Here is a 21928-nt window from a genome sequence, read left to right as displayed (position 1 = left end):
ATTGCTTGGTAACAAAAAGGAGAGGGCACTCAAAAAGCTTCTCAAGGACCTACGCTCCGGTCTTTACTCCTATTTAGTCCTTTCTCTCTTAGAAAAGAGAGGAGAGATGCACGGATATGTGATAAGGAAGGAGCTTGAGAAGCTGAGCAGTGGAAGGCTTGTTCCGAGCGAGGGAACTCTCTACGACCTCCTCAAGAGCCTGAAGAAGTACGGGCTCGTTGAGGACTTCTGGGCCGAGGTCGGCGGAAGGCCGAGGAAGTATTACAGACTTACGGATCTTGGAAGGGAAGTTCTAACCGAGCTGAGGGGTGAAATAAAGGAGATACGTGCAATTCTTGAGCGTGTGGAGGGATTTGAATGGAGTGGGTAGAACTATACATCGTTATGACGCTCTTCGTTGCTGGTCTCTTGACCCTCGCCTTCAGAAACAAAAGGCAGTACTTCATAGGCTTCAGGATAGGCTACACCTATCAGTCCGACGAGGCATGGAGGAAGGCAAATACCTTCGCTGGAATATTCATGATGGCATTATCGCTCTTCCTCCTCGTCCTGGCCATCGCGGACGTTTCCCTCAACGTATTCGTCCTTGTCATGATAGCCGGCATCCTCCTGCTCCTTTTTCTTGGCACTTTAATTGCAAAGAAAGCCTACGAGATTGAGGATCTCTCTGATAATGCCCCGGAAAGACCAACTGAGCCCATAAATGTCAACGTCAGACCCTACATAATCGTTCAGCTCTCAGCAGTGGTTTTCTATCTCGTACTAACGATTCTCCTCTGGGACAAGTTGCCGGAAAAGGTAGCCATCCACTTCAACGCGAGCGGAGAACCGGACAACTTCGCATCTAAAGACGTGGGAGCAATTATCCTCCCCCTGATTGCCCAAGTCCTCCCAATCACGATGACCCTTCTCCTCAGGGAGCCGGGTTTTGCACCACAGCTTAAGTTCAGCGAGAAAGGCTGGAGGGCCTTCGCCGAGTTCATGACGGTCTTCAGCATCCTGCTCATTGTGGTCCTCACCGCGACACTCCTATACAACGCGGGTCTCCTGGCTGGGGAATGGATAAGCTACTCCGCCTGGCTCATTTTGGCTGTCACGGGCATTATGATATACAGGTTCCTGAGGGCGAGGGGCTATGTGGGCTGAGCTCCTCAGGGTTCTCTACGCGCTCTTCATGGGCGCTTTCCTCATAATTATGGGGGCATTAACCTTCACGGCCAAAGACGAGCCCGGAATCGGCTTTCGCATCGGCTACACCTACCTCTCCGAGCGGGCGAGGAGAAAGGCCAACCGCGTTTCAGGCGGACTGATCATCGCAACAGGCACCCTGCTGATTATCGCGGGCTTCTTCCTGCCGATGTTCTATCTGTGGGGGCTCCTGCTCGTCGGGCTGCTCTCCTCGGTTGCAATCGCTTACCTCGTGGCAAAGAGGGAGTACGAGCTTGAGGAGCTTTCGGTAGAGGCTCCTGAGGGAAAGGGAAGGGAGATAAAGCCGCCGGACGTTAGAAGGCATCTCGCCTTTCAGGCCATCTGCCTCTTGGGTGTCCTTGCCCTCTCGCCGAGGCTGCCGGAGGGAAGCGTTGCCTTCTTCTCCATTCTCATCGCGGTCTTCATGGCTCTCACTGCCTTCGCCTCCCGTCCCCTCGTCTTCCAGCTAGCTCCCAGCTTTAAGGGGAAGATGGCGAGAGGTTTTGCCTTTTCGATGAGCGTCGCTTCGCTGATGCTCCTCATCCTAGCCCTCGGAGCTGCCTTCAACGTCGGAGTCCTTGGCGGCCTGCTCCTGACCTTTCTCTGCTTAACGATTCTTGCCTACGGGGTCTTCAAGGCTCTCGTTAGCGCCTACGAGGAGGGCTACTATTAGCCCTCCAGCGCCCTAACAAGCTCCTCTTTTTCCGGTCTCCTAATGAGGCCTATATCGACGGCGTGCTCGAGTATATAGTCCGGGAACTCCCCGTTGAAGAAGGCCCTTATCCCTTTTCCCGGAAGGTAGAAGGCATAGACCCTCACCGAAGAGCTTCCGCACCTTCCCCTTGCAACCATGAACCCCTTCTCCGCGTTAACTCTAACCACATCCCAGGAGAAGATTTCAGCCAAACCAAAAAAGGCCTCAAAAAGTTTCATCCTGGCGTCCCGCAAAGCTTTGTTGACGGCCTGTCTCGAAATCCCAAGAGTCTCAGCTATTTCAACTTCTCTCATTCCTCTTGCCTTCATGAGCCAGATCCTTTCCATACCCTCAGGAAGCCGAAGCATTGAAGACCCCCGCCAGCTGCTTGAGGAACTTTTCAACGTCCCCGGAACTCCCGGCAAACAGCATATAGACATCATCTTCAGTTATTAATATAACACCCTTTTGCTGCAATACACCGTCATAGGCCATTCCTGCCATCACCATGCCAGCCATCAGAATGTAAAGGCCTATGCTTGGTTCAACTGTCCGATAAAGGTAAGCCGCCACTGGGATCGTAAGGAGAAGAATGCTCATAGTAAGTTCCTTCCTGGCGCTGTATGGGAAAAGATACATTAGAAGGGGCAGGATGCCCCAGTATATCCACATCGCCCACATGTAGGGACCGTATGGTGCGTCCGTGACAATGCCCAGAATTCCAATGAAGACCCATAGGATGGAGAGAATGATCATTTCTTTGAAGTATTTGAGGAGTCTCACCATCCCAACTGAAGATGGATCCAGCACTTCGACTATCGCATCCAGAGGGATATGCTTCCTCAGGATAACAAGGGGCCATCCCCACTCGAGCACAAGTTCTCTTTCCTCAATGCGAACAGGTCGTCCCATGAAGATCGCAAGGGAACTCCAGAACAATGTTGCCGAAGCCAACATGAACTCTCTCCTACCTGTCAGAATGTACAAGACCATGAAAACTCCAATGGCTGTTCCAATCCACCATGCTCTCCTGTGCCAACTTGGACGAAGGGTCATGAAATCTCCCCCCGGATGGTGCTGAGGGACGCACTGCCGTCATCCGTTGCTATCAGGTACATCCCCTTCTCAGTCTTCAAGAGCACGTAGTCCTTCGAATAGAACTCTCGAAGCATGAAAATAACAACAGCAGTCCAGAAGGGTCCCCAAAAGAGATAAGCAGCATCATGAAACATCATTGGGAGAATCAAAGCCAGTCCAGCACAGATAAACCCCACAGAGTAGGTTATCCACCTGCTCCTGAACGGAAGCATCAACAGAAGAAAGTATGGAGTCAAAAAGATCATTGCCAAGACGTCTCCATAAACTTCCCATCCAATCCCCTCGCCCTTCATGAGAACCATATCAAAAATGGCACAAACTAACAGGATTAGCACTATGAAAGCCTCACCCTTGAAATAACGCATAATCACCCCTCTTTCAAGCCTGTTCAGAAGGGTCAGCTCCCTGATGTCCTCGAGCCCTATTCTCACAGCCAGTTTTCCAAATCCGTAGTGGAGAAGAAGTTCATTATTCCGAACCTCAACTGAAGTACCGCTGGAGAGCAGAAACAGTATAATAGGTATTATCCCAGGGTTGTAACCAATTAACCCCTCCAGATAGCCCGCTAAGATAAGCATCAAAACCCCCATAGCCGAGAACAAAAAGGGCAACCCGCTAAAAGGTATCATTCTCGCTCCTTTAACCTCCATCCCTCACCACCCAAGGCAGCCAGCAGAGCCTTTATATCGTTTCGGGAGGTGTAGGTTATCGTGTAAACTCCTTCTCTAGTCACAATGAAAATCATATTCGTGAATATGGGACCATCCTCCCAGAACAGACCTGCAAGCAGCATTCCCGAAACAACTATTGGAGCAACAACCTCAACCTTAACAAAATACCCGACGAGTGCAACGAGCAGTGTAAGTGAAAGAATCAGGGCCGCTCCCTTCCTTCTTTCGGCTTCGGAGTAGGTGTACGATACGAGCTGTATTCCACCAAAGAGGATCCATCCCAGGCCAACCCATCTAAAATCCGTGACAAAAAATGCCAAAAAACCAAAGAGCACCATAACAGCCGGAAGCAGAAGAACCTCCGGCATATAGCGGGCAAAGACAAGATACCTGTTCGATGGGGCATCCACAACCTCGATGATATCACCGGGCTCAATTACCTTTCTACGTTTCAGGAAGAATCCCCACTCTAAGATAATCCTACCGTTCTCCATCCGGACTTTCCTTCCGTAGAACATGAATATACCAATAGCCAGAAGCAGGAACGAGAACACCAACATAGTGTCGTTTTGAAACACTGCACCCATAGTGAACGCCGCGAATGCCAGGGTTGTGATGGTCAAATATCCTCTGTGAATCCCTGACCTCATGCGCTACCACCGGGTATTTTTGTCAACCTATGTAAGTTTACAAGATATTTAAGTCTTTCGATTGATTTAAATAACTTCATGTATTATTGGCTGTGGTGATACCATGTCACTGGAGGAGCTCTACCGCTACCTTCGTTGGAGAATGGATCCTGATGATGAACGGGCAGTTGGGAGGTTCTGGAGGATAGTGAAGGTCTTCGAGTTCATGGAAGGGCTCCTGCCAGAAGAGCCCAGAGTGCTCGACCTCTGCGCCGGCACGGGGATTGCCGGGGTCGCTGCTGCCAGAGCTACTAATGCCCCGCTGCTGACGGTTCTGGACGCAAGGAAGGAGGACCTTGAGAAGGCCAGGAAGTGGCTCGAGATAGCTGAGATAAGTCCTGAGCTCAGACTCGTCACCGGGGATGTGAGGGAAGTTTCAAAGCTCGTAGGGGAGCACGATCTGGCCCTACTCTGGGGACTCACAATGCCGCACTTCGACCCCTTCGATGCGGTAAGAATATTCGCAAACGTGGCCCTGAGCCTGAGCGAAGACGGAGTTTTCGTTATGGAGGAAACTGACAGGGTCTATGGAATCCTCTACCAGATAGGCTACAAGGACTTCCTCGTCGAATCCAAAACGGAAGACTACACCCTAATTTCGGTTCATGAGGGCTATAACCTCAAGAGGGGCACCTTCAGGAGGACGTACTACAAGCTGCCGGGCTTCGAGAAGATCACCGAAGAGGAGCATAGGCTCTGGGATCTCGCTTCCCAGTTGGCCATCGGAAGCGTTTTCTTTAGGGAATGGAAACTCATCACAAGAAACGAACACGGGATCAACGGTGTTTCCCACCTGCTCTACTTCAGAAGGCCGAGGAAGAACACCGCTAGGGAGGTACTCGCTGATTTTTGATCCTCTATTTTTCCATTCAGCGCTCAGCTTTGAACTTTATCTCAACTATCTGGCTCGTGTTCCCGTTCTTCACTACGAGGTAGCAGTTCTCACCCGGCGCATCAAAATCGAGTTTGGCCTCTGTCACGTTCTCCCAACTGCGGACAACCTCACTCTTTTCAAGGCTCTCAAAGTATCCAGAGTTCGATACAACGACGTAGGCCGAGAACGGGTTCTCCGCCCTTATGTAGCCCGTGACGTGAGTGTCAGCTGGGATGAACTCGGCTTGTATCTTATCAGAACAAAGATAGCTCTTCTGGTAGACATAGTTGGCCGTGAAGAGTTCCGCCTGCACTGCGAAGCCAATCACCAAGGCGACCATGAGTGCAAGCCCTATGAAGATTGAGCTTCTCATTTTAAGCACCAGTTATTATTTGTGACCTTATTTCTTAAAACCCTTTCGAAAAAAGCCTCCAAAACTGAAACGGAGGGCTGTGGAGAGGTTTTTATGTAATTTATCCAACGAAAATGGTTGGTCATTGTAGGTTATGAAAATCACAACCGTAATGTTTAAGGATTCTGCAACATCGCTGATGACCATCCAAGATATCGTTCCCAGAGAGTGAGACATTTACATAACATCCAAGAAAAGATAAAGAGAAATTATCACAGGAGGTAGAACTCAGGCCGCCTGTCCTTGAATATGTCGTTGAACTCATTGAGCCTCTTGTCCCCGGTGAGGTTCAGGTCAATCTCGACAACACCAATCTCTTCCTTATCCTCACTTCCCACTACCAAAACTTCGGCCTTCGGTGAGGCTATTGTGCTCTTGCCTATGAACCTAAGACCCCGCTCCTCGCCTATGCGATTAGCGGTTATAGTATAAACACGGTTCTCCAAGGCCCTGATTGGCATGGCCCTCGGTGCGTAGGGCATGACGAGGTTGCTCGGGTGGGCTATTATCTCCGCTCCCTTCAGAGCGAGCGTTCTTGCCGATTCTGGGAAGAACCAGTCAAAGCATATCATAACTCCGACCTTTGCGATGCCGATGTTGAAAACGTGGAAGCCGAGGTTTCCGGGCTCGAAGAAGAGCTTCTCGCGGTAGAAGAGGTGAACTTTGCGGTACTTCCCGATATAGCCCCAGCCTATCGGGCCAACTATTACTGCGGAATTGTAGAGTCTCCCCTTCTCATCTTTCTCCGCGGTTCCCGCGACGATGAAGACCTCAAGATCCTTGGCGAGCTCAACAAGAAACTCAGTGGTTTCTCCGTCCGGAATCTGGCCGGCGACGCTTCCCACCTCGTCCCTGCTCTCGAAGTTGTAGCCGGTGTCGAAGAGCTCGGGAAGAACCACCAGCTTTGCTCCTTCCTTGGCAGCATCCTTTATTAGCTTCTCAGCTTTGGAGTAGTTTTTCTCAGGCTCTAAAAGCTTCGGCTCCATCTGGACGTAGGCGACCCTCATACTACCACCGCGAGATTTTGTTCGGAGAAGTAGATAAGGTTAGCGGAGAAGTGCCTCGAACTTTAGAACAGCCGCATTCCAGTTACACCGGTCCATAGAACCAATACATGCAATTGCGATACGGTTGACAACGCACTCAGTCCAAATAACCCAAATACCCAACAAATAAAGCATAAAAGCTCCATACATCCAGGAAAAATTTAAAAGTAAGAACCCATCCTCTATCGGCTTTTCGGGCAGGTTGGAGCGTTGGTGCACCTTTTCGACCGTCCAAAGGGAGTTAACCTTTCCCCACGGAAAAGCTTAAAAAGGAGCCGCTGGAGCTAAGGGTGGAGTTAGAGCTCAGGGGTGATGCTCATGAAGAGGAGACCGAGGAAGTGGAAGAAGAAGGGAAGGATGAGGTGGAAGTGGATCAAGAAGAGGATCAGGCGCCTCAAGAGGCAGCGCAGGAAGGAGCGCGGACTCATCTGACGCCCTTCCATTCATTTTCTATTGCTTCCTTTTTGGTGGTGCTATGGACTCTTTTGAAGCCTTTGAAAGGCTCTCACTGGAAATTGAAACTTCACGTGGAAGAACTCTTCTCATGGCAGACCCACATATAGGATTCGAGCTTTCCCGCGGGCTGAGGATAAGGACGCATTTCGAGGAGAGACTGGCTCAGTTCATAGTCGAAAAGGACCCGGACCTGCTGGTTCTTCTGGGGGACGTTAAGGAGCCAATAGGGATGAGCTTCACCATGAAAAGACTCTTAATGGGCTTCTTTTCCGAGCTGAAGGAAATTCCGACGATTATAACCAAGGGCAACCATGACGGAAGGATAGAAGAGGTTGCCAGAAAGTTTCCGAACGTTGAGGTCAGAGAACACCTACTGGCCGACGAGATACTCCTCCTACACGGCCATACAAATCTGCCGGAGGTAGAGTTCAGCGAGGCATATCTCGGCCACATTCATCCCGCCTACACTTTCAAATCCGGAGGAGTAGCCAGGAAAACCAAGATTTTCCTCAGGGTTGGGAGGTTCCTCATTCTACCTTCGGTGAACCCGTTCATTGAGGGCTTTGACGTGAGGGAAGGTATAAAGATGGTGCCCTTTCTGAAAGACACCAAGGGTGGAAAAGCTTTTCTACCCGAAGGAATCTACGTGGGCGAGGTTCCCTTCAGATAGGCAAGCTTTATTAATGGGTATGAAGATAAGGTTTCATAGGTGGGACGAAAGTACATCAGGTGGGGTGAGATGAGCGACGTCTACGAGAAGCTCGAGGCACTGCTGCGCTCACTGGGACTCAAGAAGACGGAGCTTAGGATATACAGACTCCTTCTCGAGAAGAGAGAGCCCATGAGAATAACCGAAATCCAGAGAGAGCTGGGCATAAGCGAGCGCTCAGTCAGGGAGCACGTGCTGAGCCTTTATCGCAAGGGCATCCTCAGGAGGAGACTGATAGAACAGGGCTGGCTCGGCTACGTCTACACTGCCGTGACCCCAAGCGAGGTTCTCGAACACATTAAAGAGAACCTTGTAAAGAAGATAAACGAGCTGGAAAAAGAGCTGAAGAGCTCCACAGGCCAGAGGAACTAGAGGAGCTCCACGACTCCCGTTTTTTCGAGCACATCGACCAGCTTCTCGAGCTTTTCCCTATTCACCTCTCCGAACTCCTCTTCTAAAGCCTCAAAGGCCTCTTCCTTCGGCAGAAACTCGCCGAGCATCAGGAGTTCGTGGAGGTGGACGAGAATCTTCCTGTCCTTGGTCAGCTCTTTAAACTCCTCGTAGGCTTCCTTATCCGCTTCCCTAATCAGCTCACCGGATACTCTTCCCTTCTTGACCCACCTGAGCCACGGCCTCCTCTCGAACTCGTGGCCGCTCTCGATCCCGAGGAAGCGTGAATCTCTCGCAAGGCCAGTCATGACAAGCCTCTCTATCCTTTCCGTGTCTCTGTCTCTACCCAGCTCTCCGAGGTACTTCATGGCATAGCCCCTGGCGAAGCGCTGGAGCTCCTCCTTTTCTGCCTTTGCCAGTGCCAGGGCAGTCGCCAGAACAGCCTTACCAATCAGCTCGATGGTTGCCTTGCTCACCTTATCCACCGTATCCTCGCTGGAGTGGTAGAAGCGGTCGGGCCAGGTTATAGGCATAACCGAAGGAATCCCGAAGAAGTTGAAGACGTCGTGGTCGCTGCCCATCTCATAGGGGTATGACTTGAGCTTCAGCCTCGGCATCAGACTGCCAGAGAAGCTCTTTCCAGCTCCGTTGGACAGCTCGAGGAAGTATTCCAGAACACCGGAAACTATGGAAAATCTCGAAGCCGGCGTTGTGACGAGCATCACCGTCGAGCCAGCCCTGTCCTCGCTCCCGGCAACCATATCGAGGTTTATAACAGCATAGTACTTGTCGAGCTCGGCGTACTTCTCGATGAAGGCCTGGGTTCCGTAGTACTCGGGTATCCAAAGGAAGGCAAAGCCAAAGCGGAAGGAGTCGTTGTAGAGGCCGTTCAGAACCCTTGCGAGCTCTATGAGCATCGCACTTCCGCTGGCGTTGTCGTTGGCTCCAGGCTTCGGGTGACAGATGTGGGCGGTGAAGAGTATGAAAGGAGGCTTACCTATCTCGGCGTAGAGGATTGGGAGAACCTGACGCTCGTTTATCTGGGTCTCGACCTCTATTTTCGCTTTAACTGTTTCTCCCGAATTCAGTTTGTTTATGACCCTCTTGGCGAGGCTCTCTGGAACTGCAACGGCCGGAATCCTTGCCCATTCGAGTTCATCCTTCGTGAGGAAAAGGCCGATGTAGGGGATTGCATCCCCGGTTCCCTCGCGGTAAGCTATGAAAGCCCTAGCACCAGTCTTGTTGGCCTTTTTGTAGGCCTCACGCCATTCCTTTCCGACTAGAACTATCTTCCCCTCCGCTTTTTCCCAGTCCTCTTCCCGGACTATGTGAACCACTTCGCCCTCTGCATTTCCACTTGGGGAGTGAGCCATGACGACGAGTGGGCTTAGAGATGTTGTTAGGGTCTTTCCAAGGAGCTCGACCTTTCCATAGACTAAATCCCAGGCTATCGGCGACTTTAATGTTAGATACCAGCTCTTCCCATCGTAAAACTCCTCAAAGAGCTGGGCGTTAACTCCCCAGATCCTAAGCTCCTCCTTAATGAACCTCACTGCCTCGGGGAGCTCCTTCGAGCCCTGTATCCTGTGGAACTGGCTTATCTCGGCTATGTAGTGGAGAACGTTCGTCGAGTCAAAAACCTCAGTTTCCTTCAGAAAGCGTCTCATGTTAATCCCCCAACGAGAGAATAAATCTGGGTATATTTAAGGTTGTTCGGAAAAGAACAAAGAATCAGCCCCAAGTAACGTGCCTGTTCACAAGGAAGCGAACTATGAAAGAGACCACAATGCCGACCATGTTCGCCAGCAGGTAGTGCATCCCGAGGAGGACCAGACCAGCGTAAATTATCCACTGTACGACTGCTCCGGTCAGCGCTGCCAGGTGGAAGCTCAGGAGTCGGAGATGAAGCGGTCTCGTCTTAAGATCCCTAAACGTCCAGAGGTCGTTCCAGGTGAAGTTGTTGAGTATGGCCAGCTCCGTGGCTGGAATGTTGGCGAGTATCTTGTCCCAGCCGAGCTTAGAGACGAAGAACCACAGAAATCCCTGGTTCACGAGAACGCCCGAGAGCCCAACTATCGTAAACTTGAGCAGCCTGTCGAGCTCGCCCTCCCACTTCATGAGCCTGTAAATATGCTTGAGGTAGTTGAGTATCGTCTTTCCGCCGAGCTTGCTCTCGCCAGCGTGTCTGAGGCCAAAGACAAACGGAACCTCTTCGACGCGCTGGTATCTGCCCTTGATGAGTATCTCCATAAGTATCTTGAAGCCGATGGGGTTGAGCTGGGCGTTTTCGACGACTTCCCTTCTGAGGGCGAAGAAGCCGCTCACGGGATCCTTAACGTCCCTTATCTTCGGCAGGGCGATGCGGCCGATCATTATGGCTCCCTTGGAGATTAGCTTCCTGTACCAGTACCAGTTCTTGACGCCCCCTCCCTTAACGTAGCGGGAGGCTATGGCTATGTCCGCGCCGTTCTCGATTGCCTCCAGCAGCCGGGGAATCACCTCCGGCGGATGCTGCAGGTCGGCGTCCATCACGACGAAGACGTCGCCGCTCGCCTCCTTGAAGCCGCGGATGACCGCTGAGGAGAGGCCCTTCTCTCTCGTCCGGCGGATAACCTTGACTGGATATTTTTCGGCGAGCTTCTGGGCGAATTCCCAGGTTTTATCAGGAGAATCGTCATCAACAACGATGATTTCATAATCGTAATCAGCAAGGGCCTTGCTCATTCTCTCGAAGAGTTTCTCAAGGTTGTCGCGCTCGTTGTACGTTGGTACTATCACCGAGACCTTCATGTTCTCCACTCCTCCACCCTGTACATCAGACTACTCCGTAAACTTTATAAGTCCTGCGAGTCCCCTTATCAGCGGGCATGGGGCCGTGGGGTAGCTTGGCCTATCCTTCCGGCTTCGGGAGCCGGGGACCCGAGTTCAAATCTCGGCGGCCCCACCAGAAAACAAACTTTTGCCAAGCAAAGTTTGATCAAAGTTCGTATATGCCCTTTTGAACTTCCAGTTCTCTAAGTGATTTCTACGAGTAAAAGACCATTTTACAGTGTTTCACTTCAACACGACGCCCTACGGGCGTCAAAAGAAAAGTCGAAACACCTTAAAAAGCTGGTTTGAGTGTGGAAACTGTTTTCACTTTTCAACTTGGAGAGAAGGCATACAAATGTACTTCGGCTACTTCACAGTAAATCTGTTTTAATCAAACTTTTCGCTAGAAACGTTTGGTGCTACTTTTCCTCGTTCCAGTCTTCAATGACGTGGGTCTGCCTCATCTTGTCGGCGAAATTCCAGAACTTCGGGACGACCATCAATGCAATGCCTATTGCGAGCACTATCACCGCGATAACCGCGGCCACAATGCCGCTGCTGCTGAAGGCCCAGAAAGTCATCACAAAGGGCGCGAGCATGATTCCGAGTACAGCGGCGCCAAAAACCAGCACCAAAATTCGGTAGCCATACCTCTCCATGAAGAGGGCGAAGTCCACTGATCCTACCAGTTACCATTGAAGTAGAGAAAAATATAAACTTTTTGCACAAGCCCCGTTAGGAGTATGAAATTCCGGAGAAGATGATAAAATTTATAAATCAATACCTGAACCTATCAACGGGCACAGCCCCGTGGTGTAGCGGCCAAGCATGCGGGACTCTGGATCCCGCGACCGGGGTTCGAATCCCCGCGGGGCTACCATTCAACTGGGCTCCAGACCTCGAACCCCACCCTCTTACTGCATTCCAAGTTTCTTCTTCGAACCTCATATTGTACCTCAAAACGTATCCTGTGGCCGGTACACATCATCATTTTCGAGGTTCGGCCTTTGGATCCCCAGCAAATACAACACGGTCCATTCTCCCGCCCAGCAGAATCTTTTCAAAATATTTAGATATTCTCTAACGATCCGAGAAGGTACCATCCCAAAAAACAACAAAAACAGGCCTGTTTAACAGTTTCTTTCAAGATAATAGTTCTTTGGGGAAAAATAAACACAAAAACCGCGAAAATTCAAAAATCAGACTTTTTAGGAACTTTTAAATAACATCAGAGATAAGGTACATATGATGTTACACACTGATGGCCTAATATGGAGGTGGGAGGATGAACAGTATGGCCAACCTTGAGGGCGAGATCCTAAGCTTACTCAAGGTTCATGGTTCACTGAGCGTAGCGTTCCTAACGAGATTCCTTAACGAGAGAGGGGTATTCTGCACAAGACAGAGAGTGGAAAGAACGCTCAGAAGGATGGTGGAGCAAAGGAAGGTAGAGGCTTTCTACACCAATGGAAACAAGAGAAAGCACTACCGCCTGCGGTGATACTATGGGTACAACCGCTATGATACTGGGGAACGACAGGAGAATGCTCCTGATAGAGTTCCTTCAGAGACAGGACGGGAAGGCTGAGCTCAGGGATTTAGTGGAATACATAGCCGAGAAAGAAGGTGACACTGACCGGAGGCACAGGAAAAGCGTTTACGTCAGCCTGGTGCAGACGCACATCCCGAAACTCGAGAGGGAGGGTGTGGTTACCTTTGACCATGGAGTCGTTACGCTCCTGAAGATTCCGGACGATGTTACCGTCTATATGGAGGTCGTCAAGAAGAACGACATAAGCTGGAGCACCTTCTACATGGGGACGTCGATAATTTTCATTATCGCCGGCTGGTACTTGGGCAGCATGCATTTATTGCTGGCTGCCATCGTGTATCTAGCCATGAGTGTTGTGCACCACAGGAAGATTAAGAGGCTGTTTTAGCGTATAACCGCTATATCTTGCCTATTCTAATCAAACCCGGTGGTTTTACCTCCGGTAATGGGGGATTACCACCCGGTAAGCCGGAATTTACTATATAGGTTGGTCTCACTACAAAAGTTGAGGCATCCCCATGATGGCCACTGCCTAGGGTGTCGGTTTGGAAAACATGGAGGAATGTACCATGAAGAAAATTTTGGCCCTCGGTATGCTGGGGCTGATGATCGCGGCGGCCTTTGCACTAGGCACGAGCGCAACCTTCAGGGACTACAGGGCCCAGAGGAGCGTTCATATTGCCGTTGTCCCCGACGACAGCGAGCTCATTGACCTGACGCCCGTTCAGCCCTACGCGTACCTTAACGATGGAGGGCAACTTGTTATTGACTTCTCAGCAGACAACCCGAACTGGCCAGGCTGGGAAAACGAGAGCTGGTGGGCATGGGATGATGAACTGGATACTGCTGTCCCCGCAAGAGGAATAGGACTCAGCCCGCAGAGCCGGTACAACTTTGACGAAATATTCAACGTGAGCAACCATCTCTGGGAGCAGGAAACCATACTAGTCAGGATCATCTCATCAGATCCCGGAATGGTCTCATTCTACGAGCCCAATGGCATGATGTATAACACAAACGGAGGCGGCCAGCCGTACAACTCGGACACAGCCGTCGGAGACGTCTGCTTCTACCTTGAGCCCGGAGAGGCACTCGGTGTGGGCATGGAACTTGCAGCACCCAACACTCTTGGGAGCTACGACGTTAACATAGCTATTCAGGCATGGCCTGCCAACGAAGCACCGTTCGAGTGCGGAGGTGGCTGAAGATGAGAAAGATCATAGGACTCTTTGCACTTATGGTAGGGCTTCTAGTTGCAGTCGCAGCAAGCAGCGCCCACTTTGCATACTTCGAAGCCGACAGGGGTGTCCATATTGAGGTCGTCCCAGATGACAGCGAGCTCATAGACCTTAGACCCATGCAGCCCTATGCGTACATTAACGATAACGGAATGCTGGTCATAGACCTGAGCAAGTACAACGGAAACTGGCAGGAAGGATTCGGCGAGGGCATCAGCCCGAACAGCACATACGTCTTCAAGGAAGTCTTTGGTGTTAGCAACGACCTTTGGGAGGGAACTCCGATCTGTATGCATATCACATACAGCGGCGACGGTGGAGTTAAGTTCTTCGTTGGAAACTACACTGGCCAACCAGGTGAGACCACCCTTGATGTAACCGTAATGCCGGGCGAAGTCGTGCCTATAGGCCTTATTCTCAACAGCACTGGCTTGGTGGACGGAGATGCCATAAACGGGCAGGTCCAGTTCTACGCAGTCCCCGGACCGTGTGAGGAGGACTGAGTGATTTAGTTCTGGGGCCTTTGCTCCATTTTTACATTATACGCGCCAGGGGGAGAGAAAATTGGGAAAAACCATAAAGATTGGTACCAGTATTGGAATCATCATTGTCCTACTCATAGGGGTTTGGGAACTGTATTCTTCAGACCCTCTAACAGTTGTTTATGCTACCCCTGAAAACGGGACACTCTCAATTGAGAACCCCGTTCCCCCATATGCTTATTCTGACAATGGGATCCTTGTCATCGATATTTCACCGGACAGTCCATTCTATCCCGGCTATGGAGATGGATTAAGCGTAAACAGCACCTACGTCTTTGATAACGTTTTCATCATCGAGAACAACCAGAGCCAGACAGGATACAGCGAGATATGTGTGAGGGTAAGCTCGGAGGCCCAGAAAGTGGGATTCTTCGTCGGGAACTTTGAAGGGAACTGGAGCGATATCGTTGAAGTGACGCTGCAGGCCAATGAGAGTGTGGGTATTGGGGTGAGAATTGACACCCACGGCCTCCAGCTGGGAGACTACAGTGAAGGAATGAGCATAGAGGCCTGGGGAGGAAGTTGCGGATGAAGAGGATACTCGAATATACTGTGCTAGCAATTATCGGAGTTCTTGTTACAGGCTCTTTGGTTGGAATGCTCCTCGACAGGCCGGTTTTCATATCATACGCATACTCAGGAAGTATGGAACCCACGATAAACAAGGGGGACATATTTTTCATCAATCCCCTTGCAAGGAGCCCGGAAGCCGGCGATATTATCGTTTTCCAGACGGGTAACGTATGGACCGTTCACAGGGTCTATGCGGTTACAGAAGGTGGATACATAACTAAGGGGGACAACAACATAGCAACCGACCAGCAGAGCCACAATATCCCCCCAATACCTGGGGACAGAATAGCCGGCACGGTGATTACCCTTAACGGTGCCCCGTTAAGGATACCCCAACTCGGAAACTATTTTGGAACAGGCCTCTCGGACAGGGGCAAGGTACTTCTTGCAGGGCTTCTGATAGTAATTGGCATCTTGGCATTCACCGGAGACGAAACGGCCAGACATTCCAGGAAAAGCCAGAAAAAAATCACGGTAAAGTTCAAGACACTCTACGCACTGACATCGGTGTTCCTCCTTCTTATGGTGGCTGTCTCAACCCTTGTTTCGTGGGAGGTCATTCCTATCACATACTCGGTGACGTCCGCCGGAGGCCTCAGGGAGGGCTGGTATCTCCCAGGTGAAGAGTTCCAGCAGAAGGTCACCATAAAGAACAGCAACGTATACCCCATGTTGTATTACGTCTCGCCGGGACCAACGATAACGGGCGTATCAAAGGATGGGTTCAAGCTGGGCGGGGGAGAGGACGAATCCATTACAGTAACCCTCAGGGCACCACAGACAACCGCAATGTATTCCCCCAGGCTACAGGTTAACGCGTACCTCCCACTTCTTCCGACTTCAGTTATGGAGCCCCTCTACAGGGTTCATCCAATGGTGCCGCTCATGGCAATTCTGCTCGAAATATCAGCATTTCTCGGAGTGCTCTACCTGGTCTCAGGCATCGGAAACGAAGATGTCCTTAGAATCAGGAGAAGGAGGAGTTCCTTCTTTAGAGAGATAGCGGAGGTGTTTAGGATATGAAAGCTCTGTTCTCAATTATTATAACGTTCGCACTGGCATCGCTGATTCTCGTAGGCTCCAGTGGAACCTTTGTAAGCTTTGAGGCATCGAGAGAAGTCAAGGCCACTGTCGTCCCCCATGATAAGGAGTACCTCGGCTTTGACTGTGAAAACGGCTACGCCGCAGTTGTTGAGGTTAGTCCTTACAGTGAGACTGACTTTGATGCACTGACGGCAAGAAACTATCTGAACGAGATGAAGGACGTTTGGATATCGCTCGATCCGGACTACTCAGATCTTCCAGGCAACGTCGATATGTTCATAGAAACGGAAGACGGTGCCGAGCGAATGATAGCTTCGGGGAATGAATACACGTTCACCGGCCACGTGAATGTAAGTGAGGTCACGCCGGGAGAGTACATAATCCCCATTACAATGCACGCCCGCTGGAACGGCGGAGATGCGGTTGTAGAAACCTGTCCGATAAAACTCATCATCACAGGCGGTCCAACCATAGAGAAGATACTCTTCTACGGCAACACCACTGGAATACCTCTGAAAATGTACCAGGAGTGGATCTTCCAGATACTGGTAACAAACCCAACCGGTGAGGACCTTATCCTAACCATAACCGACACGATACCAGCGGAATTCAACGTGAGCCTGAGTGAAACCAGCGCAAGCTCCGGCACGTACAGGTTCTGGGCAGCAAACGATGGAAGCCAGTGCGGAGGGTACTGCGGAGGTGGACACGGAGGGCATGACGCCCAACCGGCCACAAAGATGGAGTGGAACGTGACTATCCCTGCAGGGGGAAGCGCCCACATAAACGTGACTGTATTCACCAGGGTAAACCCCGGAGGACAGCAGGAGTTCACCTCGTGCGGTGATTACAATCTAAACGAAGGCGCAACCATAGTTCAGTACGGTATAACCAGCAACGCACTCGTGGTGACTGTGGATTGCTGCGATGACCACGAAGGGTGCTGTCAGGAACAGTATGGATGCGGATGCAATCATGACAACGGTTCCAATCACGAAAGCGACACAGGAGAATGTGAAGAATGAAAAAGGAAGAGTTGGCTAAGTTTATTAGGAGAAAGGAAGTCCTAGGGATATTCCTGATTCTTTTTCTCGTTTTTGCGTTTTATTCAGTGAAGCTCATGAGCGCACACCCATACGTGGTGAGCACTGAAACCCTTGGAACTTACGAGGAGGAGGGAACTCTTAAACACGCTGCTTATTTAGAGCCCAACGAGCTCTACGGCTACCTAGTAACCATGGACAACTATCCAATATCAATGGTTGACAGGTTTTTGCTGAGGTACACCTACAGCTCACAGCCGGCACTGAGTAGCGGAACTTACCACGTTACCGGAACGGTTGAGTACTACGTTAACAAGGGGAACGAAAAGGTCGTCCTGTGGGAGGAAACGCTCTTCGACGAGAAAGGCCAGCTTCAGGACGGAGGATTCACCGTTGAGTACGTGCTGAACATGGAAGAGCTGGACGACATGAGCGCCTGGATATCCGAGGAGCTGGGTATAAAGAGGCTGAAGAAGAGGGTCACAATAACAGCGACCGTCGTTGGCATTGGGACGGCGTATGGAAGGGAGATAAAGGCGAACTTCAACCACGAGGTGGAGCTCATTAAGGATCCCACCGCGGGGCTGTACTACTTCACGGAGGCAAGCAAGGCGGAGAAGAGAACCCTGACCGAAACGGTTAGGGAAGAAGCCAGCGCCAGCGTTCTGGGAGTAGCAAGTGACGTCGAGACGGCAAAGACCGTTACCACAGTACTGGCACTGCTGATGCTCGTTCCACTGCTCGGATACGTTTACACTGCCAGGGCACCCAAAGACGAGATGGCAAAGATACGGCCTTACATCGTCAAGGGCGCACCCGGAACGGTTCAAAAGAAGGTCGTCCTGAGGACTTCCAAGGATCTGGAGACGACATTCGAGCTACTGGATAAACCGATACTGCACTACATAGAAGGTGAGGAAGAGGTCTACGCAATAATAGACGATGGTATCTCCTACGAGTACAGGAAGCCCCTACCCAAGGAGGAGAAGAAGGCCAACTGAGGGCCTTTCCTTCTCCCCACTGCTTTTTTCTCGGTTTCACAACCAACAACTTTAAAAGCCCTATCCGAAAGCCTAACCTAGAAGTTCTACAAGGAGTAAGAGGTGGTAGAGGTGAACCCGTTCCACGAGCTTGAGCCCGGACCGGAGGTTCCAGAGGTCGTTTACGCTCTCATAGAGATTCCGAAGGGAAGCAGGAACAAGTACGAGCTCGATAAGAAGACCGGCCTTCTCAAGCTTGATAGAGTGCTTTACAGCCCGTTCTTCTATCCGGTCGACTACGGAATAATCCCACAGACATGGTACGACGACGGCGACCCCTTCGACATAATGGTCATCATGCGCGAGCCGGTCTACCCGCTCACCATCGTCGAGGCCAGGCCGATAGGCATCATGAAGATGGAGGACAGCGGAGATAAGGATTGGAAGGTTCTCGCCGTTCCCGTCGAGGACCCGTACTTCAACGACTGGAAGGACATCGACGACGTTCCGAAGGCCTTCCTTGACGAGATAGCCCACTTCTTCCAGAGGTACAAGGAGCTCCAGGGCAAAGTCACCACCGTTGAAGGCTGGGGCAACGCCGAAGAGGCCAAGAGGGAAATCCTCAGGGCCATCGAGATGTACAAAGAGAAGTTTGGCAAGAAGGAGTGATTTCTTTCCTCTTATTTCCTTCACCAAGGAGGTAAAGGCATGTACAAGCTCCTGAAGATTAAGGATGTTGTAAGGATTCCCCCCAGGATGTTCACCATGGATCCCAAGGAGGCGGCAAAGATAGTCCTCAGAGAAACCTACGAGGGCATCTACGACAGGGACGAGGGGGTTATTTTAGCCGTCATGGACGTTGAAGAGATAAGCCAGGGTGTCGTCGTTCCTGGCGATGGCGCAACCTACCACGAGGTTGTCTTCGACGTCCTCGTCTGGAAGCCCGAGATGCACGAGGTTGTTGAGGGCGAGGTTATAGACGTCGCTCCCTACGGAGCCTTCATAAGGATCGGTCCGATGGACGGTCTCGTTCACATCTCACAGCTTATGGACGATTACGTAGTCTTCGACGAGAAGAACAAGCAGTTCCTCGGTAAGGAGACCAAGAGAATCCTCAAGCTTGGCGACGAGGTCAGGGCGAGGATTATAGCGATAAGCATTAAGAGCCGCGTTATCAGGGAGAACAAGATAGGCCTCACCATGCGCCAGCCCGGTCTTGGCAAGCCCGACTGGATAGCTAAGGAGAAGCGCAAGGAGGAGGCTGAAGAGGCATGAAGGAGCGCGCCTGCAGGCACTGCCACTATATAACCACGGAAGACCGCTGCCCCGTCTGCGGCAGCAGGGATCTGAGCGACGAGTGGTTCGACCTCGTCATAATCACTGAACCCGAGAAGTCGAAAATAGCCCAGAAACTGGGCGTCAAAGTCCCAGGAAAGTATGCCATAAGGGTCAGATGATGTTCCACTTCAAGCTAACTCCCGAACTCAGGAAGGAGTTAAAGGACCCCCTCGGGAAGCTCATCCGGGGGGAAATACCTAAGCCATACCTCATGATTAGGGAAGAGCTTGAAAGGGCCAGGCACGTCGTCACCGTCGGCGACGTTGTTACGGAAAACGTCCTCAGGCTCGGGATAAAGCCGAGCCTGGCCATCTACGATCATAAAACTAAGAGGCAGGAATACAGTCCGGACATTGAGAACGACGCGGTCATAATGACCGTGCAGAATCCGCCCGGAACAATAACGAAAGCTTTATTAAACGCAATCAAAAAGGGATTTGGACTGGCCGAGAGGGGCAGAAAGGTTTACATAAAGGTGTGCGGGGAAGAAGACCTCGCGGCGATTCCGGCCGTGCTCTACGCCCCCGAGGGCTCGGTGGTGCTCTACGGCCAGCCCGACGAGGGAGTAGTGCTTATAAAGGTAACACCCGAATGCAAGCTCAAGTGCGGGAAGCTCATGTCTAAGATGGAGGTGGTTCGCGATGGAGATTAAGGTTACCGAGATTAAGGAGAACAAGCTCCTCGGAAGGAAGGAGATATACTTCGACGTCATTCACGAGGGTGAGCCAACCCCGAGCAGGAAGGACGTCAAGGGCAAGCTCGTCGCCATGCTCGACCTTGACCCCGAGACTACCGTCATCCAGTACATAAGATCCTACTTCGGTAGCAGGGTCAGCAAGGGCTACGCTAAGGCTTATGAGAGCAAGGAGAGGATGCTCTACATCGAGCCCGAGTACATCCTCGTTAGGGACGGAATAATAACCAAGGAGGAGGAGTGAAGATGGGACAGAAGTGGAAGCTCTACGAGGTTCAGGGCGGTAAGGTCAAGAGGAAGAACAAGTTCTGCCCGCGCTGCGGTCCGGGTGTCTTCATGGCCGAGCACAAGGACCGCTGGAGCTGCGGCCGCTGCGGCTACACCGAGTGGAAGAGAAAGTGATTTCTTTTTCTCTTCTCTAAAATCGTCCTAGAACGTTTCTTGGGATCATTTTTGAACCTTTAGAACTTTGCGAAAGTTGGGAAACTTTTCTGAGAAGAGCCATCAAAGGAAAACAAAGAAAAGAATCAGCCGATGGCCGCCTGAACGGCCAGGTCAGCCCTCACTATTCCGTAGCCGTAGTAGATGTCCCAACCAGCTTCACCGAGATCATCAGCAGTGCTATGCAGGATTCCTCTGACAGTGCTGGTGCTCATGTCATCAAAGGTTCCAACTGGGAGAACCTTGCCGTACTTGTTGTAGTAGGCAGCCTGGATGAGAGCGACGACACCACTGACATGCGGAGTAGCCATGCTCGTACCGCTGAGGGTCTCGTAGGAATCGTCCGGGTAAGTGCTGAGCACATCAACGCCAGGAGCGCTAACCTCGGGCTGGAGGTTGCTGAAGTAGGCAATCTGGTCGTTGATGTCGCTTGCACCGACGGCTATAACCTCTGGATAAGCTGCCGGATAGCTGGGACTGGATGCACCCTCATTACCGCTAGCGGCAACGATGACGACACCGTAGTTGTAGGCTTGGATTATAATATCGTGGAGGTACTGGTCATCGACCGAACCACCGAGGGACATGCTTATGACCTCGGCAGCGTCGTCATCGGGATCGCCAACTATTACTCCGTCGCCATCGACATCGAGAACTCCATCGGGACCGAGGAGGGCCTGCTCAATTCCAATGGCAATGTCGGTGTAAGAACCCCTTCCGCTGGCGTCAAGGACCCTGATTGCATATATCTCAACGTTCGGGGCGACTCCGACGACGCCAATGTCATTGTTAAGGGCGGCTATGGTTCCTGCGACGTGGGTTCCGTGGCCGTTCTGGTCGTAGTAGTCTCTCGGCTTTGTAGAAACTTTGCCCCTCAAGGTGCTAACGCCCCAAGCCAGATTAGCCGCAAGATCTGGGTGGTCATAGTCTATTCCAGTATCGAGAATTGCAACCTCAATGACGCCGTTGCTGGAGCCGTCGGTTATACCCCAGACGGTTGGAGCCTGAACGCGCTCAATTCCCCACGGAATCGTCTGGGCCGGCTGGGAACTCCCAGGCTTTCCGACTCCCGGGGGTTTTCCTAGGAGAACCGCTTGATGGTCGAACTCAACCATTTTGACTCCCGGTAGCTTCCTAAGTTTGCCCACTGCAGTTGAGGGTATCTCAACAACCGCGGCATCTATGAGCTTAAACTGGTAGATAACGTGGCCACCAATTCCAAGGACCTCGTTCGGCTTGAACTGGGTCTTATCAATGTGCACTACCACCCTGATCATCCCAGGCTTCTCCGCGGTTGCCGGAACCGCGAGCAGCGACAAGACCAGCAGAGCAAGGAGTAGCGCACTGATCGCATGCTTACTGACCATACAGTACCACCTCAGCACATATTAGTTCAGCAATACCTAATAAAATGCATATACTTAAATGTTTCTAGAAATAATCTG

The 21928-nt window shown here is 51.4% G+C and carries 30 protein-coding genes and 2 tRNA genes; 22 read left to right on the top strand and 10 right to left on the bottom strand.

Annotated elements, in window-relative coordinates:
- Position 1: 1 nt before the first annotated feature.
- Genes E3E26_RS04240 through E3E26_RS04230 form a run of 3 tightly spaced genes read left to right on the top strand, consistent with a single transcriptional unit; the run spans position 2 to position 1861 of the window.
- Positions 2-370 carry a PadR family transcriptional regulator gene (locus E3E26_RS04240; protein ID WP_012572893.1) on the top strand — a complete coding sequence of 123 codons (369 nt, stop codon included), beginning with the start codon at positions 2-4 and terminating at the stop codon, positions 368-370.
- On the top strand, positions 358-1146 hold the full coding sequence (locus tag E3E26_RS04235; RefSeq protein WP_167900019.1) for a DUF1648 domain-containing protein: 789 nt from the start codon (positions 358-360) through the stop codon (positions 1144-1146). Before E3E26_RS04240 ends, E3E26_RS04235 begins: the two co-directional genes overlap by 13 nt.
- On the top strand, positions 1136-1861 hold the full coding sequence (locus E3E26_RS04230) for an SdpI family protein (RefSeq protein WP_240911640.1): 726 nt from the start codon (positions 1136-1138) through the stop codon (positions 1859-1861). Before E3E26_RS04235 ends, E3E26_RS04230 begins: the two co-directional genes overlap by 11 nt.
- Here E3E26_RS04230 and E3E26_RS04225 read toward each other — a convergent pair.
- Genes E3E26_RS04225 through E3E26_RS04210 form a run of 4 tightly spaced genes read right to left on the bottom strand, consistent with a single transcriptional unit; the run spans position 1858 to position 4301 of the window.
- Positions 1858-2250, bottom strand: a complete 393-nt coding sequence (locus E3E26_RS04225; RefSeq protein ID WP_167900018.1) for a hypothetical protein — start codon at positions 2248-2250, stop codon at positions 1858-1860. The genes E3E26_RS04230 and E3E26_RS04225 overlap by 4 nt on opposite strands.
- Complete coding sequence (locus E3E26_RS04220; RefSeq protein ID WP_167900017.1) at positions 2234-2938, bottom strand: hypothetical protein; 705 nt, start codon at positions 2936-2938, stop codon at positions 2234-2236. Before E3E26_RS04220 ends, E3E26_RS04225 begins: the two co-directional genes overlap by 17 nt.
- Entirely contained in the window at positions 2935-3630 is a 696-nt protein-coding gene (locus E3E26_RS04215) for a hypothetical protein (RefSeq protein WP_167900016.1), read from the bottom strand. The genes E3E26_RS04220 and E3E26_RS04215 overlap by 4 nt, the downstream gene beginning before the upstream one ends.
- Entirely contained in the window at positions 3606-4301 is a 696-nt protein-coding gene (locus E3E26_RS04210) for a hypothetical protein (RefSeq protein WP_167900015.1), read from the bottom strand. Before E3E26_RS04210 ends, E3E26_RS04215 begins: the two co-directional genes overlap by 25 nt.
- A gap of 103 nt (positions 4302-4404) precedes the next feature.
- Here E3E26_RS04210 and E3E26_RS04205 point away from each other — a divergent pair, with 103 nt between their 5' ends.
- Positions 4405-5193 carry a class I SAM-dependent methyltransferase gene (locus E3E26_RS04205; RefSeq protein ID WP_167900014.1) on the top strand — a complete coding sequence of 263 codons (789 nt, stop codon included), beginning with the start codon at positions 4405-4407 and terminating at the stop codon, positions 5191-5193.
- A gap of 16 nt (positions 5194-5209) precedes the next feature.
- Here the strand turns inward: E3E26_RS04205 and E3E26_RS04200 are convergent, their stop codons facing one another.
- Positions 5210-5587: a multidrug transporter gene (locus E3E26_RS04200; RefSeq protein WP_167900163.1), complete on the bottom strand. Its 378-nt coding sequence runs from the start codon at positions 5585-5587 to the stop codon at positions 5210-5212.
- Between the two features lie 251 nt (positions 5588-5838).
- Entirely contained in the window at positions 5839-6633 is a 795-nt protein-coding gene (locus E3E26_RS04195) for a nitrilase (protein ID WP_167900013.1), read from the bottom strand.
- 514 nt (positions 6634-7147) lie between these two features.
- On the opposite strand from E3E26_RS04195, the gene E3E26_RS04190 reads away from it, so the two are divergent.
- The gene (locus tag E3E26_RS04190; RefSeq protein ID WP_167900012.1) at positions 7148-7798 is read left to right on the top strand and encodes a metallophosphoesterase; all 651 of its coding nucleotides are present in this window, start codon (positions 7148-7150) and stop codon (positions 7796-7798) included.
- A 69-nt stretch (positions 7799-7867) separates the two neighbouring features.
- Complete coding sequence (locus tag E3E26_RS04185) at positions 7868-8209, top strand: transcriptional regulator (protein ID WP_167900162.1); 342 nt, start codon at positions 7868-7870, stop codon at positions 8207-8209.
- Here E3E26_RS04185 and E3E26_RS04180 read toward each other — a convergent pair.
- Together E3E26_RS04180 and E3E26_RS04175 are read right to left on the bottom strand one after the other, a co-directional pair.
- The gene (locus tag E3E26_RS04180; RefSeq protein ID WP_167900011.1) at positions 8206-9894 is read right to left on the bottom strand and encodes a DUF4910 domain-containing protein; all 1689 of its coding nucleotides are present in this window, start codon (positions 9892-9894) and stop codon (positions 8206-8208) included. The genes E3E26_RS04185 and E3E26_RS04180 overlap by 4 nt on opposite strands.
- Positions 9895-9958: 64 nt before the next feature.
- Positions 9959-11017: a glycosyltransferase gene (locus E3E26_RS04175; RefSeq protein WP_167900161.1), complete on the bottom strand. Its 1059-nt coding sequence runs from the start codon at positions 11015-11017 to the stop codon at positions 9959-9961.
- A gap of 79 nt (positions 11018-11096) precedes the next feature.
- Here E3E26_RS04175 and E3E26_RS04170 point away from each other — a divergent pair.
- Positions 11097-11174 (top strand) — tRNA-Pro (locus E3E26_RS04170).
- A 283-nt stretch (positions 11175-11457) separates the two neighbouring features.
- Here E3E26_RS04170 and E3E26_RS04165 read toward each other — a convergent pair.
- Positions 11458-11715 (bottom strand): hypothetical protein, encoded by a 258-nt coding sequence (locus tag E3E26_RS04165; protein ID WP_167900010.1) that lies wholly within the window; start codon positions 11713-11715, stop codon positions 11458-11460.
- A gap of 127 nt (positions 11716-11842) precedes the next feature.
- Here E3E26_RS04165 and E3E26_RS04160 point away from each other — a divergent pair.
- The 15 genes from E3E26_RS04160 to E3E26_RS04090 all read left to right on the top strand — a co-directional run bounded on the left by E3E26_RS04160 (position 11843) and on the right by E3E26_RS04090 (position 20444).
- Positions 11843-11918: transfer RNA gene (locus E3E26_RS04160), tRNA-Gln, on the top strand.
- Positions 11919-12323: 405 nt separating this feature from the next.
- Positions 12324-12539, top strand: a complete 216-nt coding sequence (locus tag E3E26_RS04155; RefSeq protein WP_167900009.1) for a hypothetical protein — start codon at positions 12324-12326, stop codon at positions 12537-12539.
- Positions 12540-12543: 4 nt separating this feature from the next.
- The gene (locus E3E26_RS04150; RefSeq protein ID WP_167900008.1) at positions 12544-12978 is read left to right on the top strand and encodes a hypothetical protein; all 435 of its coding nucleotides are present in this window, start codon (positions 12544-12546) and stop codon (positions 12976-12978) included.
- A gap of 181 nt (positions 12979-13159) precedes the next feature.
- The gene (locus tag E3E26_RS04145) at positions 13160-13795 is read left to right on the top strand and encodes a DUF1102 domain-containing protein (protein ID WP_167900007.1); all 636 of its coding nucleotides are present in this window, start codon (positions 13160-13162) and stop codon (positions 13793-13795) included.
- A gap of 2 nt (positions 13796-13797) precedes the next feature.
- The gene (locus E3E26_RS04140; RefSeq protein WP_167900006.1) at positions 13798-14331 is read left to right on the top strand and encodes a DUF1102 domain-containing protein; all 534 of its coding nucleotides are present in this window, start codon (positions 13798-13800) and stop codon (positions 14329-14331) included.
- A 61-nt stretch (positions 14332-14392) separates the two neighbouring features.
- The gene (locus E3E26_RS04135) at positions 14393-14902 is read left to right on the top strand and encodes a DUF1102 domain-containing protein (protein WP_167900005.1); all 510 of its coding nucleotides are present in this window, start codon (positions 14393-14395) and stop codon (positions 14900-14902) included.
- Positions 14899-15966: a signal peptidase I gene (locus E3E26_RS04130; RefSeq protein ID WP_167900004.1), complete on the top strand. Its 1068-nt coding sequence runs from the start codon at positions 14899-14901 to the stop codon at positions 15964-15966. The genes E3E26_RS04135 and E3E26_RS04130 overlap by 4 nt, the downstream gene beginning before the upstream one ends.
- The gene (locus E3E26_RS04125; RefSeq protein ID WP_206204313.1) at positions 15963-17012 is read left to right on the top strand and encodes a hypothetical protein; all 1050 of its coding nucleotides are present in this window, start codon (positions 15963-15965) and stop codon (positions 17010-17012) included. The genes E3E26_RS04130 and E3E26_RS04125 overlap by 4 nt, the downstream gene beginning before the upstream one ends.
- Positions 17009-18031, top strand: coding sequence for a DUF5305 family protein (locus E3E26_RS04120; RefSeq protein WP_167900003.1), 1023 nt, complete (start codon positions 17009-17011; stop codon positions 18029-18031). Before E3E26_RS04125 ends, E3E26_RS04120 begins: the two co-directional genes overlap by 4 nt.
- 111 nt (positions 18032-18142) lie before the next feature.
- Positions 18143-18679: an inorganic diphosphatase gene (locus E3E26_RS04115; protein ID WP_167711930.1), complete on the top strand. Its 537-nt coding sequence runs from the start codon at positions 18143-18145 to the stop codon at positions 18677-18679.
- Between the two features lie 39 nt (positions 18680-18718).
- On the top strand, positions 18719-19285 hold the full coding sequence (locus E3E26_RS04110; protein ID WP_167900002.1) for a DNA-directed RNA polymerase: 567 nt from the start codon (positions 18719-18721) through the stop codon (positions 19283-19285).
- Entirely contained in the window at positions 19282-19467 is a 186-nt protein-coding gene (spt4, locus tag E3E26_RS04105) for a transcription elongation factor subunit Spt4 (RefSeq protein ID WP_012572875.1), read from the top strand. Before E3E26_RS04110 ends, spt4 begins: the two co-directional genes overlap by 4 nt.
- Positions 19467-20000: a GTP-dependent dephospho-CoA kinase gene (locus tag E3E26_RS04100; protein WP_167900001.1), complete on the top strand. Its 534-nt coding sequence runs from the start codon at positions 19467-19469 to the stop codon at positions 19998-20000. The genes spt4 and E3E26_RS04100 overlap by 1 nt, the downstream gene beginning before the upstream one ends.
- Complete coding sequence (locus E3E26_RS04095; protein ID WP_167900000.1) at positions 19990-20286, top strand: 30S ribosomal protein S24e; 297 nt, start codon at positions 19990-19992, stop codon at positions 20284-20286. The genes E3E26_RS04100 and E3E26_RS04095 overlap by 11 nt, the downstream gene beginning before the upstream one ends.
- A 2-nt stretch (positions 20287-20288) precedes the next feature.
- Positions 20289-20444 (top strand): 30S ribosomal protein S27ae, encoded by a 156-nt coding sequence (locus E3E26_RS04090; protein ID WP_012572872.1) that lies wholly within the window; start codon positions 20289-20291, stop codon positions 20442-20444.
- A gap of 125 nt (positions 20445-20569) precedes the next feature.
- On the opposite strand, the gene E3E26_RS04085 is transcribed toward E3E26_RS04090, so the two are convergent.
- Positions 20570-21850, bottom strand: coding sequence for a S8 family peptidase (locus E3E26_RS04085; protein ID WP_167899999.1), 1281 nt, complete (start codon positions 21848-21850; stop codon positions 20570-20572).
- Positions 21851-21928: the final 78 nt, after the last annotated feature.

It is taken from the genome of Thermococcus sp. LS1 (genome assembly GCF_012027395.1).
In the GTDB taxonomy this organism is placed as follows: domain Archaea; phylum Methanobacteriota_B; class Thermococci; order Thermococcales; family Thermococcaceae; genus Thermococcus.
The sequence above is the reverse complement of the archived record's forward strand: the minus strand, read 5'-3'. Positions and strand labels throughout refer to the sequence as shown.

Bases quoted from the DNA above. Each gene is read 5' to 3' on its own strand.
- E3E26_RS04090 (WP_012572872.1), top strand. From the start codon at position 20,289: ATGGGACAGAAGTGGAAGCTCTACGAGGTTCAGGGCGGTAAGGTCAAG.
- E3E26_RS04235 (WP_167900019.1), top strand. From the start codon at position 358: ATGGAGTGGGTAGAACTATACATCGTTATGACGCTCTTCGTTGCTGGT.
- E3E26_RS04225 (WP_167900018.1), bottom strand. From the start codon at position 2,250: ATGCTTCGGCTTCCTGAGGGTATGGAAAGGATCTGGCTCATGAAGGCA.
- E3E26_RS04110 (WP_167900002.1), top strand. From the start codon at position 18,719: ATGTACAAGCTCCTGAAGATTAAGGATGTTGTAAGGATTCCCCCCAGG.
- E3E26_RS04175 (WP_167900161.1), bottom strand. From the start codon at position 11,017: ATGAAGGTCTCGGTGATAGTACCAACGTACAACGAGCGCGACAACCTT.
- E3E26_RS04180 (WP_167900011.1), bottom strand. From the start codon at position 9,894: ATGAGACGCTTTCTGAAGGAAACTGAGGTTTTTGACTCGACGAACGTT.
- E3E26_RS04155 (WP_167900009.1), top strand. From the start codon at position 12,324: ATGAACAGTATGGCCAACCTTGAGGGCGAGATCCTAAGCTTACTCAAG.
- E3E26_RS04185 (WP_167900162.1), top strand. From the start codon at position 7,868: ATGAGCGACGTCTACGAGAAGCTCGAGGCACTGCTGCGCTCACTGGGA.
- E3E26_RS04215 (WP_167900016.1), bottom strand. From the start codon at position 3,630: ATGGAGGTTAAAGGAGCGAGAATGATACCTTTTAGCGGGTTGCCCTTT.
- E3E26_RS04145 (WP_167900007.1), top strand. From the start codon at position 13,160: ATGAAGAAAATTTTGGCCCTCGGTATGCTGGGGCTGATGATCGCGGCG.
- E3E26_RS04220 (WP_167900017.1), bottom strand. From the start codon at position 2,938: ATGACCCTTCGTCCAAGTTGGCACAGGAGAGCATGGTGGATTGGAACA.
- E3E26_RS04230 (WP_240911640.1), top strand. From the start codon at position 1,136: ATGTGGGCTGAGCTCCTCAGGGTTCTCTACGCGCTCTTCATGGGCGCT.
- E3E26_RS04100 (WP_167900001.1), top strand. From the start codon at position 19,467: ATGTTCCACTTCAAGCTAACTCCCGAACTCAGGAAGGAGTTAAAGGAC.
- E3E26_RS04190 (WP_167900012.1), top strand. From the start codon at position 7,148: ATGGACTCTTTTGAAGCCTTTGAAAGGCTCTCACTGGAAATTGAAACT.
- E3E26_RS04200 (WP_167900163.1), bottom strand. From the start codon at position 5,587: ATGAGAAGCTCAATCTTCATAGGGCTTGCACTCATGGTCGCCTTGGTG.
- E3E26_RS04140 (WP_167900006.1), top strand. From the start codon at position 13,798: ATGAGAAAGATCATAGGACTCTTTGCACTTATGGTAGGGCTTCTAGTT.
- E3E26_RS04195 (WP_167900013.1), bottom strand. From the start codon at position 6,633: ATGAGGGTCGCCTACGTCCAGATGGAGCCGAAGCTTTTAGAGCCTGAG.
- E3E26_RS04205 (WP_167900014.1), top strand. From the start codon at position 4,405: ATGTCACTGGAGGAGCTCTACCGCTACCTTCGTTGGAGAATGGATCCT.
- E3E26_RS04130 (WP_167900004.1), top strand. From the start codon at position 14,899: ATGAAGAGGATACTCGAATATACTGTGCTAGCAATTATCGGAGTTCTT.
- E3E26_RS04150 (WP_167900008.1), top strand. From the start codon at position 12,544: ATGGGTACAACCGCTATGATACTGGGGAACGACAGGAGAATGCTCCTG.
- E3E26_RS04125 (WP_206204313.1), top strand. From the start codon at position 15,963: ATGAAAGCTCTGTTCTCAATTATTATAACGTTCGCACTGGCATCGCTG.
- E3E26_RS04120 (WP_167900003.1), top strand. From the start codon at position 17,009: ATGAAAAAGGAAGAGTTGGCTAAGTTTATTAGGAGAAAGGAAGTCCTA.
- E3E26_RS04085 (WP_167899999.1), bottom strand. From the start codon at position 21,850: ATGGTCAGTAAGCATGCGATCAGTGCGCTACTCCTTGCTCTGCTGGTC.
- E3E26_RS04210 (WP_167900015.1), bottom strand. From the start codon at position 4,301: ATGAGGTCAGGGATTCACAGAGGATATTTGACCATCACAACCCTGGCA.
- E3E26_RS04095 (WP_167900000.1), top strand. From the start codon at position 19,990: ATGGAGATTAAGGTTACCGAGATTAAGGAGAACAAGCTCCTCGGAAGG.
- spt4 (WP_012572875.1), top strand. From the start codon at position 19,282: ATGAAGGAGCGCGCCTGCAGGCACTGCCACTATATAACCACGGAAGAC.